Raw genomic sequence first — 12,548 nt, forward strand, 5'->3', positions numbered from 1 at the left:
TATTACCATCCCAGTCGTATCGCGCTGTCGAATACTGCGACCAATGACTAATCTTCAGACTTGTGATCATGCGCCTGGGGCAGCAGGTCGTCCACGCTGATGAAACACCGGGGCACATGCTAGCGCCGGGCACAAATAAAACCCACCGTTCCTATGTGTGGGCCTACGCCACCAGCCAGTTCTCGGACAGGACAGCAGTGGTTTTTGACTTCAATTCCAGTCGCCGCCGGAGAGCATACTCGCAACTTTCTGCAAGACTGAAGGGACAGGCTGGTCTGCGATGATTTTGGGGGCTACAAGGCCAGCTTCTAACTCGGCGTGTCCGAGCTGGGTTACAGCCTGAAACGCTGGATGGCGCTGTCGCGCTATCTGGATGATGGACTTTTTTCGGCATTCCGAGCAGTGGCTAAGGTGCCACTAAACTACGTCGGAGAGTCGTGCTCGATCAGGCCATGGATGAGGCTGGGATATAACCGACCTCAACGCACAAATTTGGTACTGGTCTTGTCTAAAAATCCGCCCAACGTGCTCGCTACCGTCTGCAGCTCTGCCTCAAGCCCAGGCCCTTTCCCTACAAATGAATCGCTGAAGAGTTTTACCAGAACCTCCAATGTTGAGATGGCTGAAGGGAGCGTGGATGCATACAGCTTGAACGCCGTCGCCGCATCCAGATTGATCGAACCGACTCTCGGAGAAAAAGGTACGGCGTGCTTCTCTACCACACGACCAAAATTCCTATTCGAGCTAGCGATGACAGGGGCGAGCATGACCCACGCGTCCGGCATCATCTTTAGCGATTGCTTGTTAATGACATGATCCGCATCGAGGGTTGAGTCAAAAGTCTTAGGCAGGCGCCACTCTTGCTCCCCTGCATTTTCCCATGTGGTTGCACCAGCCGATGAGGACGCTGCCAGACAGTCTGCGGCCAAGGCTCTGAATTCACTGACTTGCTTGGCTCGGCGCGCTGGGAGCATTTTCTTGCGAATCAGCTCTCGCTCCAAGGACTGGGCTACATCTTCGTAAACTGTCGCGGCAGCGTCCAGCACGCTCGCAAGCCCTCTATCTCGCCGAAGGTAATTCAGCCACCAAACCATAAGCTCCCTGTAAGGTGAAGTAGCCTTAACCCAAAGGAAGGAGGCGCCTACCATCTTTTCCGAGGAGAACGTCTGACTGACTGTGATAATTGCATCAGTTGTAATGGGCCAGATCGTTAAGCATTCAGTTCCCGCCCAATCATAAAGCTCATTTTCAGAGCTGAAAGCTCCGGGTAGCGCGCTAAAGGAATCACCATGCTCCACAACTGTCTTTACTGAGGTTTGGAAGTTTAAATAGCAGTAGACATGATGATCCCACCTTGCTTCGGTTGCTAAGGCCGCATGTTCCATGTGCTCAACCAAGGTTTGGGTCAGTGAGGATGCCATGAAGATTATTACCTGATCTGCTTTGAGTAGTGGTTCGAAAAACTTGAATAGATCGCATCAGCTTGACTGTGCGCCGAGAGATATTGCGCACATCGAATCTGGAGCGAGAATTGTGACAGATGGCCTTCTGGTGGAGGCTTGATGGTTAGACGATGTGGGCGGACGCGACCAGCCCATTGCAAGGTCAAAGCTTCTTCAGGCCACAAACCCATACTCCAGGCGCCTGATCAACTCGATGACCGCATCCGTTTCCACCCTGGTTGCGACCATGGCAGCAGGAGCGTCGCCGCCAAACGTTTTCAGTGGACGTGACATCAAGTGCATGGCGGCATCAAGATCCCCGTCGAACAGACTCTTTGCTGCGTTGAGCACCTCCGAATAGCGGGTGTGTTGATCAGGGGGCCAATTGCTCATGTGTCCGTTTTCCTTCGGTCACTGTGGCTCAGGTTAGCATTTACTAGCCCGCGACGGGCCCCGCCGGGCAAGCTATTGTTGGGATCCCGGCTTCAAACCTTAACCTTCAGGCGTGCCTAGTACCCCGGTGAAATCAATGCGCTAAGGCATCAATTTATATAAAACCACAGTTCCTTGAGCGAAGCCGTCTCGCTACTATATGGCATACTGCCAGTTGTGCCCGATGCACCTGCCGCTTGAAGGGATTCTCTATGATAAAAAGGTTCCGGCTTGAGCAAAAAGGCCGCTACGAAAAGCTGGTAATTGCTCGGCGTCTATCCGATATGCTGGACAAGTACCTGGACGGGCGTCCTGCCCCTATGTTCATAGGTGCCGAACAGGGTGGAATCCCTCAGTGGGACGACGTAGTCGTTCAGCATACCGAGGAGCATTGGGAACACCTACAAATCAAGCGGCAGACCACTTGCTTCAGCGACAAACACGTCGACAAAGAAGCCTTCCTGCAGTCCCGCGAAAAAAAGGCAAAGGGCGATAAGGCTGGTGAAGGCTCCAAGCCGTCTGATCCAGTCGATGATGCCGATGTGGCAGTCGATACCGACGCAGCCAAGGATCCTGCTGACGACCAATTCGATTCGGAGCTCGAAAAAGTAATGAAGAGCTTGGCGTCCTGGCAGGCACCAGCGAGCGGCGCAAAACCTTCGAAACGTACCTTCACGCTGCACCTCCCCGGCCTTGACGTAGCGATCAAAGGGCATAGCAAGGCACATATCACTACCATTAATCATCTGCGTGAGTTTTGGGACTCATGCAACAAGGACGGGCTTAGCGTCGGTGATTTATCCCAGCGTGATGACAATCCAACCCAGAGGGTCTACACATGGCTTACGACCTGGTGCGGATTCAGGGACTGGTCGCACGTCGTTGAAAAAATGCAGATGCTCAGCATCGAATCTCTGGGGGATGAGACCGAGCTGGAAACGGCCGCGCTTGCTTCTCTTGACAGACATTTTCTAAATTCGCGCACGACCCTAAGCCTTCTTATCGACTACATCTCTGATAACACCACTGACACCAACGTAATCAGCTGCTACTCAGCTGCAAAGCAGCTACAGAACATGCTCCGTCCCAGTTTTCAAACCTGGACTCAATACCTACTTAACCCTCTAGGTCAAGATTGGACAGTCACGGGCACGCACGACCTCGACGGCCCTGACACAGGAGGCTCTGTAAATCCTGCCAGCCAGGTAGTGAGTCATCATTGGAAGGAGGGTGCATTCAACAGGCAGCTTCGGCTACACGCCGGGTACCGCTCTCCCTCCCCCGGGGTCACCGCCCTACCCTCCGCCATTCTCCGGTTGGCTCTGCACCTAAAAGCCGGGAGCCACGGCCTACTGCTCGGCGAGCCCGTATGGCGTCAAGGCGTAGATCAAGAGCTAGGCAGCACCCTCGGAATCGGGGAGGCTGACCTTGATGACCTCCCGTGGATCCAGAATACTGAGTCACTGTCCTGCGGGCTTGGTCGCCCAATTACATCGCAGCTAGACAATCGCCGAGAGTCAGCTGCGCTCCATGACGCGATGAACGAAGTGGTATGGCAGCAGTTGCAGAACCGGGTCGAGCAAAAAATGGCCAAGATCACTGACCTGGATTTACTCACTGCCATGGAAGCCATGTGGCGGGAGTGGAAGCCTGAGCTATCAGCAGACCAAACGGCTCGGCAATCCCTTTTCGAACAGTTGATGTATCCACAAACAGAGGGGTTGGATGCGAAGCATGCATTGCGCATCGGCCCTCGTACGCTGGAGCTCCTTGAAGTCGCAATCCTGATGCTGATGTTGACATGCGTGGGGCTTGGTGGCGCTGATGCGCACTGGCGCGCAATTCCACCAATAGGAGACATTCTTAGCATCGCTTTGCGCCATTGGTCTGGCGGCGCTACAGACCGTGGTGGCCCGAGACTAATAAGTGAGGACAGCTTGCGGGTGGTGCTAGGTCAGTCGCCGGCCCCTGTGGTCGTTCTGTCAGGAGTGGAGGCCTCTGCCACATGTTTACGTGATTCAGGAATGGCTGACGATAGAGCAGCGGAACATAGCATGGCCGCCGAGCGCCAGCCCCGCCTGTTGATTACGCGTTTCCAGGTCTACAGCCAACTGCAAAGAGGCACGCTGACGTCGTTGCAAGAATATTTCAAAAAACAATGGAATGAATGGCTTATTGAGCGCGACGCGGCCATTAACGCTTGTGGAAAGGGGCAGTGATCATGATGACGCTTGAAGATTTGACGACGGCGATAAGCCAGCGCGCTGAGAACCGATACCAAGTGCAGGCTGCTGAAGCAATCGAGCTGCCGGATGTAGACCATCCTTCGACCATTTTACGGCTCAAACGCCAACGCAATACGAATGCAGGTTGGCGCACTGTATTGTTGATTGAGGTGCCGTCAAGCTCTCTGCAAGCGGCCTATCAATGGTCTGCTGATATCCGGGATGTTTTACCGGAGCCTGAAACATCCGATCTTTATATGTTCATGTTGATTGGCGACATTTCTGATAACGAGGCGGCTCGTATCGAGACCGATGACCGTTTTTGTCGCAAGGTAGTGGCGCGTCAGTTGGAGGACGCCCTGGATTTCCTTGATCGCACCTTCCTGGCTGCGCTAGATCCTCCTGGTAACGTAGAAACCTTGAGTGATCCTCTAATTTCAGCATTTAAGGCGATGGTCAAATCTCACCCTTGGACAGGTCGGCACATGGCTGTTTGGAAGACAGAGCTACTGTCTACAGCCAACGGAGGAGATGTGGTGCAAATCTTGAGTGATTCGGTGATCAGCAGCGAGAACCAGCAATGAGCAAGCTTGAATCCATCACCCTAACGAATCTTCGCAAATTTGGTTCCAACGTCACCATCGAACTGAGTCCTGGAGCGACCATTTTGCTCGCTCCCAATGGCACCGGGAAAACTACCGTATTCGAAGCTATAGAATTGGGGCTGACCGGTAACATCTCTCGACTGGGAGAAAATATTCTCCATGCCGTTCGTGATAACGAATCGTGTGCCGATGTGAGCTTGAATTTCGCTGGGCTGACGGTGAGTTCTCGCATTAATGAGTCGGGTCAGGTCAGCCAAGATGGTGATCTCAGCGCGCTATTTCCAAACATTCCGCCGACCGATATCCCTTTTCTCCTCCGACTTACTCACCTGCTAGACCAGCGAGAAAACGGTTGGATTGTGCAGGCCGAAGAGAAGGAAGCAGGCTCGCAGCTGGCTCGCCTGCCACTCGGTCGGGACGGGGCACTAGCTCGCACCTCGCTTCCGGCGGTGCGACGGTCGCTGACAGAGCAGAAAAACCGTGAAGAGGATAACCTGCGGCTGTTTGAACAAAAGCTGATCGAGTGGAATGGAGTTATCCAGGAGCGTGATGTCGCCACCGTTGGTGCAGTGGGCGCCTTACGACCTCGCGATGACCTGGCTAGAGCCATTTCTCAAGTGGCGGAAAAGACTGAAAGTCATGATCAGCTCCCTTCAGGTTTACTCGTCCTGCCGGCGAATCAGGATAATCTGACAGTCGCTCACTCTGCGCTCATCGAGGTTCTGCGTCAAAAGGTAGAGCGTACGCAAGGACAAATCGCCGGCTTAGCAGAGACTGGTAACCTGGTCGAAAGCTTTGGCTTGATGCAGGCTCGCTTGGCAGCACTCAATGAAGAGCTCAAATCCTCCGATCTGACCTTGGAGGCACACTCTAAAGTTCGCTCTGATAATGCCACTCTTCTCCAAGAGCATCAGGCTGGCATGCTGGTTACGCAACAGGAGCGAATCAAAATTGACCAAGCTCTGGAGGGCCTGGTCAATGAAGCAAGCGCACGCCAACAGGTACAGCATCGCAATGGAGCGTTGACCCAGGCCGGTACTGCCGTAACTGCGGCGGAACAGCAATGTCGGACATTGCGCGAACGCCACGAAAGCAACCAAATGGTTCGCAACCAACATAGCCAATTCGATAACCAGCTTGTATCGCTCGATCAGGCAGAACTACGCCTCCGTGACGGTGAACGACTGGTTGTCCAGTGGGAGCTGTCGGAACAGCGTTTGAGGGCAAATCGCAACGAGGCAGACCAACTGGAAGAAGACTTGGAGCGTCTGCGGGCGGAGTTGGCTGAGCAACGTGCTGCGCTGGAAGGGTTCAAGGTAGTCGAGATGACCGCCAGGGCGGAGTATCAAGCCTTGAGTTCTTCTGCCGACACGATTCGTCAGGCAGTGGCCTCGATTGCCCAGCATCTGCCTCCCGACCTAGAAGATTGTCCGCTTTGCTTGGAACATCATGGGGCCGTGAAGCTGCAAGATCAGGTTGCCAAGGCGTTGAAGGCTATCGATCCTAGTCTGAAGGTCGCAGAACAGAAGTTACGGGCCGCCGCGCAGGATGTAAATTCCAACGAATCCGTAGTAACAACTGCGCTTGAGGCATTTCAGGCCTGTCAAACTGCACTTGCCCACTTGGGAGAAAGCCGCCAAGAGTTTGAGAGGGAAATTCAAGCGTTCCGTATTGATCCAATTCTGGCCAGCGATTCGGTTCCCTTGGCCAAAGAGTCTCTGAGGGTGCAGTTGGAAGGTGTTTCTGCGAGTCGACTTAGCCTCCTAGAGCGCCGCGCTGACCTTGCGCTTTTGATCCCGCAAGAGGAATTTGACCAGGCTCGCGCCGAATTCGAAGGTTCAGTCCATGCGCTTGATGAGGCACGCATCGAGTATAGCGACGCTTTGACCCGACGCGATCAGGCAGTCTCCACGCTTTCCAATTTGACAGCAGGTGCTCCTCTCGCTCGTACGCTAGAGGAACTCACCATTGAAAAGAACCAGCTAGATCTCCGTGTTAGCGATCTCAACGGCAAAGTGGGCACACTTCAATCAATACTCGACACCCAGCAAAGCCAGTTGATTGAATTAAGTAGCGTAGTTCGACTGAATGAGGAAGCCATACGGCAAGTCCAGAGTCAGATCACGTCCGTGCGCGCCAGCTGGCATGCGCTGGCACTTGAAGGCGATCCTCTGGTTGAGGCCGCTCAAGCTAGGGGGGACAGATTACGATCCGCAATGAGTGAGCTTTACGGTCACATCGCCGAGCTGGAAATCGTCGGTGTTGAAATAGCATCATGGGCCAAATTAAATGACTCGCAGATGGCGCAGCGTTTTATCGATGGCCTACGCCTGGATCGCACGGAGGAGGCATACGAGGCCTATCTCAAAGGGGCTATCGAAAACGCTCGGGGAGCCTTCAACCGGTTGTCCAAGCTCGCAGATGCCATGGATACCCTTGATGGGTCTCTGAAAAAAGAGATCGCCAATGTGCAAAAACATGTCAGGAAAGTCGAACCAAGATGGCGGGCCCTGCTAAAGCGTGTCGTTCGTGAGTCCAGATTCCATGACGCGAGCCTGAAATTCGTCAACACCTATAACCGAGATCGAGCTGGCGTATCGGTGCCATTGGGTAAGATCTCGGCGCCAGTACCCAACATTGCAAGCGAAGCTCAGCTTACTGATCTCCAGCTGACGTTCCTGCTCTCAATGGCCATGAGTCACCAATGGTCGCCATGGAAAGCACTATTGCTCGATGACCCTACACAGCACCACGATTTGGTGCATGCGTCCGCAGTCTTTGACCTATTGCGTGATTATATTGTTGACCACGGTTTCCAAGTCGTCATTGCGACCCACGACGCTTTGCAAGCTCGGTACTTCCTGCGCAAGCTTCAGAACGACGGGATCGAAGCAAAGATATGGTCGCTTGTGCCTACGGACAACGGCGTGATTGCTGAGGAGGGACAGCGCAGGCAGTCAGTGGGTGTGGCTCCACTTACTGCGGGTTAGCTTGCGCCAGCTGGTCTAAACCAGGTCGAGAAATTTGGCCTGGTTGCGGACTAACCACGAGAGCGTCATTGATTGCGTTTATCGTTGGTAAAGCCCACTGCCCAGCCAGTCGGAAAAGACATTGTCGCCCCGCTCCGGTCACATGCGAGTGGACGGCTATTGCATGGATAGCTAGTAACTCACCTTCTCGCCGCCTGCCGTTCGAGTCTACGTTTGTTTTTTTGCAACGATGAGGTACTCGAAGTAGTAAATGGACTTGATGAGGTGATGCAGATAATGCATCTCTCGGAATAGCACCAAGATCATCCGCATAAAGGCTAAGAAGGAGAGCTCGACGCCCTCCTCACGCTTTAGTCCTTCTTTATTGGGGTAGCACGTGATGATTTGGGTGGTTTCGTCATATTCGAATGAGTAATGGGCGATTGCATTACGTACGCCGGCGTTCAATACGCTTGAATCGATCTTGTACCAGCAGTCGTCCAGGTACTTGAGCTTGTCTGAGAGGTTTTTGTCAGTGAATTTGGCAAGACTAGAGAGGGCGCCCCCGTCCTTCGCCAAAAACGCATTATGGCCACCTCGGTGCATCAGGTTATTGATACCGGCGACCAGTGAAAGCTGTCGACCAAACACCTCTGCCAGATCCTTATAGATGTCCTTACAGTTTTCAAAACCCAGACGTGAGATCTTTGCCGAGGTCTTAAGATGTTCCTGGCCCGTGCAAAAATCCAGAAAAATGGCTGGACGGATGTATAGCTCAAGCTCGAAGATTTTGCCGTACAGACCCAAGCAATCTTTTTGCAGGTTGTACAGGAACCTCGAGTCGCAAATTTCGCGGTGAAAACTTGTGTAAGCGGCCCAATCCTTCTGAGCAAGCCCCATGATGATCTCGGGATAGCCCCGCACGATTTGGAGCACCGTATCGTCCTCCAGAAAAGCTGCCGTTACCGTGGATAACACTTTGTAGAGGAGTACGTTCAGGTCTTCCGGCCTGAGAGACGGACTGTGTTCTCCTCCGAGGAACTCGGATGCCCTGCGACGGAACAAGTCCTTGTTGGCCCGCGGATACAGTTTCAGCAGCTGTTTCACCTCCTCGAAGCGCTTGCCATAGTGATTGAGGACATCCAGACGGTCTCTAAATAGCGCGCCTGCATGAGCACCGCTTGTCATGAGTTTGTCCCGATCCACCATTCCCATGGCTGTCATGAATGGCGTGTTGCCTGCCACATATTCTTTGCTCCAGACTGGAAAATCCAAATGCAAATCCTGAAAGAGGTAGCCGCCTGCAAAGGCTTTCTCGCGATCCAGCGGCCCTTCTGTAGCATTAGTCAGCTCAATTGGATGACCTCCTCCCAAGACAATGCTGATGTCACTGCTACAGCTTGGGCAGAGAAACGAAAGTGGTTGCACGTCTCGGTTCGACATACCTATGCGACAGTGAACTTCTACTCCACAGGTGGCACACAGAAGTAGCATATTGTGGTTCATTCGTTGTCCGTTCCTTGGTGGGAGGGTCATAAAGTGAGCCGCGAACGGTAGCCGTTTTCGGGCTGTCCCTCCAGCGGATAGCATCCGTGGTCAGTAGCCATTGAGGTGGAGCGAACCGCGACGCTTTACGCCACGAGGTTCCTCTTTCTGAGCGGATATCCGGGTTACCTGAGGTCGACGTAATAGAGCGACGTTGTGACGAGCGTTCTGAGTAGGGCAATCGAGGCGACACGTGCCCTTCCCCACCATGACGAAGCCTTGACCGTATACCGATTTCAGCGGCACCGTCCGCTCCAGCTACTTAGGCATCATCGAGGCTTCGAAGGCGCATGGTCTCTTTTCCCTTCTCCATTTTGTCTACCAGTTGTAGTGGAAGTGTTCGCTGATGCTTCGCTGCTATCGTTGCCTGGCATCGAATCCATTCGTCCTCCTCGCGCTGGCGGTATTTGCCGTGCCGGGATGGTATGCAACCGTTCTCCACAGTTTAGCGCTTGGCGTCGTTGCTCTATCGGCCTAAAGCTCCAGCTTGAATCGGCACATTGAAGGCATTTGACCCAGCGCCTATACTCGATGCACTACATACAGGAGTGTCAAATGTCTAGGCTCGCAGAATTCCGTGCCCTTGAGCAACAATTAGCTGCTCAGCTCGCCGAACTTGAGTCCCTCAAAAACGATGATGGCTTGAAGCGCGAAATCGAGTTTGAAAAAAAGCTCCGCGACCTTCTTTCTGAGTACGGATACAGCTTGCGTAATATTGTGGCCATCCTTGACCCACAATCTGCTACTAGACGCGCACCAGCCGTAGTCGCTGAAAAAAGTAGTCGCAAGCCCCGCCAGACTAAGGTTTACAAGAATCCCCATTCAGGTGAGCTCGTGGAAACGAAAGGAGGCAACCACAAAACCCTGAAGGAGTGGAAAAGCCAGTACGGTGCTGACGAAGTCGAAAGCTGGTTAGATAAGTAAATCTTTAGGGACAAAATAAGGGGCCTCGTGAGACCCCTTTTTTATTTACTCCAAAGCAGTGGATGCCTCTCTAGACGACCCTACAACCCCTGCATACTGCGCGTTCAAGATCACGACGTCAGATTACCGACCCAAACCCAAGAGCGTAGATCGCTGGATGGAGAAACGCAGCCCGCATGGTGGGTTCGTTTCCCACGTGACAAGGCATCTGGCTGGTCGACTACCGCATTCGTAGAGCGTGGAGTGGTGTACGTTATGGCTAGTAGCCGCAATTCGGGAGGCACTGACCTTTTCTTGGGTCGCGGATGGAGAGTGAACGCAGTGCGACAGCACAGTGGCCCTCTTTGAGTGAGAGGGCGACCCAGCGACATTATCGTTGAGCCCACCTACCCTCCGCCAGTTATGCCCTACTCGTCCCTCAACCACACTGCGTCCAGATCGACGTCGTCACCAGCGAAATGGCCTGGGACAGCGACTGGCTGCGCTGCTCCTGGCTCGCCGTCATCCTCATCTTCGCCCTGGTCGGTGGAGTCAAAGTACTCTTCATCCATATCATCGAAGTCAAAGTCATTTTCGATTTCATCGTCGGAGTCGAAATCGATGTCCATAGGCGCTGACTGCTTAAGCTGGAAGATGGGGGGAAGCTGAGCCGCCTCACTATAAAAGCCTACGCCAGCCTCCAGGAGCGCGGCGAAGCAAGCATCTCCCTGGATGAAGTCAAGGTTCTCGTTGGCAAGCCAGCGACGACGCCCCCCTTCATAAGCCAACATCCAATTGTTGCCCACAAGCGCCTGACGCGTCGCCAAAGGCCCAAGGTCGGTAAGGTTGAGATCACCGTTCACAAAGCCTGAATGTTTGAGATCCAAAGCTATAAGTGAGCAAACCGAGCTCTCCATGTGCAGCACTTGCTGCACCAACGCGGCGTCTAGGTGAATCTCAAGCTCCTTACATAGCCATAACAACCAGGCCGTTTCACTGTGATGGTTCGCGGCCGATGCTGAGCCCAGGAGGTTGTTGCAAAAGTCGCCCAATGCCTCCCTGTTCAATTGATACTGGTGGCGATGGTAGGTCACAAGGATCTGGGTGATCACCTGGAGCGTGTTGGGAAATCCATAACCGCATTTGAGAAGGTATGCTTCCGCGATGGGCCAATTGGATTTTTTGATGATGGTGGACGAAAGCTGCTTCAGGCCATATTTCACCAAGCTTTCATCCTTGAACCGCGCCTCCAGCGAGAACAGCACTTCAAAATAGTGGTGAATGTCGTCTTTTTGCTGGCGCCGCTTTGCTGAGACTCTTAGCTTCTTGAGGGTGTATTTCCAAGACTCCTGAACGAGCTCGCGTACCTCGACAATCTTAGTTTTCGATGCATTGATCTGCAGCTCAAACGCGCTTACGCACTTGATGATGACAGCCAGCGCGCGTTCGGCCTCTTCTCGCGTGTTGAAGAAAAAGGTGAAGTCATCAACATAGCGGAAACCTTTGGGCCAACCATCCAGGGCAATTCGAATGGAGTCGTCAATCGCGACGCCGATCATCTCTGCAATGATGTGCGAAGTATCCGGGCCAATGGGCAACCCTATGGTCTGTCCATCCTGCGTGCCCATGCAGCGTTGGTCTAGGATGTTGCCAAAAAAATCGGGGACTCTGTCCCGTCTCGCCTTGGCTACAGCTTTTGAATGCAACGCCCACGGGATGGTATGAGTGTAGATGGTGGGAAAATAGCTCGAAATATCGGTGACCAGCGCGTAGCGCGCGCCTGCCGAGCGGCGCACACGCTCCTCGTACAAGTCGGTGAATTTCGTCAGTTCAATCGCTCTCAGCGATCCTCCTTCTCCAGGGATGCTTCGAGAGATCTCGCTCTTGTTGAAATGTTCTTGGATTTGGGGCCAGTACTGGCAGATGTCTTTGGCCAGGCCATAAAAATTGACGGGATTGGGTATTGAGGTAGTCCGTCTGCTATATGACGACCTCGCCACCGAAAATCGTTCGGACTGGGAGAGTATGCGCCTTCTCCCGTCCAGGGCTTCATCCCAGTTCGCTTCGACTGCCCCTATGTGTTCTGCCAATTGCTTGGTGCTGAATCCAACCGGGAGTTGGATAGGAAAATACCCTCTGGAAAGCAAGTCCTGAAGTTGCATGGCTGTCCCTGGCGCTCGGGTAGTGAGTGAAAGCCCTAGTAGTGCTGACACATCTACGATCATGATTTGATAGCTATATGCCACGAAAATCTGACCAAGGCTACTCGCTGCAATGCCTTACCTTCGTGCGTCCTGCCATTTATCGGAACACGGCTCTACGTAAACGAAGGCGAAACAATGCAGCAAGCAGGTCGTATGGGCATTCCACCGGAGCGCCGGCGCCAGCGAGCACAGCGCGATCCACCGGTTGGCTTGCGATAATTGA

At 53.4% G+C, this 12,548-nt stretch carries 8 protein-coding genes and 1 pseudogene; 5 read left to right on the forward strand and 4 right to left on the reverse strand.

Annotated features, from left to right (window positions below):
* Positions 1–74 precede the first annotated feature (74 nt).
* Positions 75–258 (forward strand): annotated as a pseudogene (locus tag GDH07_RS13030) (IS66 family transposase); the annotation flags it as partial.
* A 221-nt stretch (positions 259–479) separates the two neighbouring features.
* On the opposite strand, the gene GDH07_RS13035 reads toward GDH07_RS13030, so the two are convergent.
* Both GDH07_RS13035 and GDH07_RS13040 read right to left on the reverse strand, forming a co-directional pair.
* Positions 480–1,421, reverse strand: coding sequence for a hypothetical protein (locus tag GDH07_RS13035; RefSeq protein ID WP_152897787.1), 942 nt, complete (start codon positions 1,419–1,421; stop codon positions 480–482).
* A gap of 195 nt (positions 1,422–1,616) precedes the next feature.
* Positions 1,617–1,835 (reverse strand): MbcA/ParS/Xre antitoxin family protein, encoded by a 219-nt coding sequence (locus tag GDH07_RS13040; RefSeq protein ID WP_152897788.1) that lies wholly within the window; start codon positions 1,833–1,835, stop codon positions 1,617–1,619.
* Between the two features lie 251 nt (positions 1,836–2,086).
* On the opposite strand from GDH07_RS13040, the gene GDH07_RS13045 reads away from it, so the two are divergent.
* The 3 genes from GDH07_RS13045 to GDH07_RS13055 are packed head-to-tail and all read left to right on the forward strand — an operon-like array spanning position 2,087 to position 7,694.
* Complete coding sequence (locus GDH07_RS13045) at positions 2,087–4,093, forward strand: ABC-three component system protein (protein ID WP_152897789.1); 2,007 nt, start codon at positions 2,087–2,089, stop codon at positions 4,091–4,093.
* A 2-nt stretch (positions 4,094–4,095) separates the two neighbouring features.
* On the forward strand, positions 4,096–4,683 hold the full coding sequence (locus tag GDH07_RS13050) for an ABC-three component system middle component 1 (RefSeq protein WP_152897790.1): 588 nt from the start codon (positions 4,096–4,098) through the stop codon (positions 4,681–4,683).
* Positions 4,680–7,694, forward strand: a complete 3,015-nt coding sequence (locus GDH07_RS13055) for an AAA family ATPase (RefSeq protein ID WP_152897791.1) — start codon at positions 4,680–4,682, stop codon at positions 7,692–7,694. The genes GDH07_RS13050 and GDH07_RS13055 overlap by 4 nt, the downstream gene beginning before the upstream one ends.
* A gap of 207 nt (positions 7,695–7,901) precedes the next feature.
* On the opposite strand, the gene GDH07_RS13060 is transcribed toward GDH07_RS13055, so the two are convergent.
* Entirely contained in the window at positions 7,902–9,179 is a 1,278-nt protein-coding gene (locus GDH07_RS13060) for a hypothetical protein (RefSeq protein WP_152897792.1), read from the reverse strand.
* A gap of 594 nt (positions 9,180–9,773) precedes the next feature.
* Here GDH07_RS13060 and GDH07_RS13065 point away from each other — a divergent pair.
* Positions 9,774–10,142 (forward strand): histone-like nucleoid-structuring protein, MvaT/MvaU family, encoded by a 369-nt coding sequence (locus GDH07_RS13065; RefSeq protein ID WP_152897793.1) that lies wholly within the window; start codon positions 9,774–9,776, stop codon positions 10,140–10,142.
* Between the two features lie 407 nt (positions 10,143–10,549).
* On the opposite strand, the gene GDH07_RS13070 is transcribed toward GDH07_RS13065, so the two are convergent.
* Positions 10,550–12,283 (reverse strand): RNA-directed DNA polymerase, encoded by a 1,734-nt coding sequence (locus GDH07_RS13070; RefSeq protein WP_178118197.1) that lies wholly within the window; start codon positions 12,281–12,283, stop codon positions 10,550–10,552.
* Positions 12,284–12,548: the final 265 nt, after the last annotated feature.

Origin of the sequence: Pseudomonas piscis (genome assembly GCF_009380155.1) — a bacterium.
Taxonomy (GTDB): Bacteria; Pseudomonadota; Gammaproteobacteria; order Pseudomonadales; family Pseudomonadaceae; genus Aquipseudomonas; species Aquipseudomonas piscis.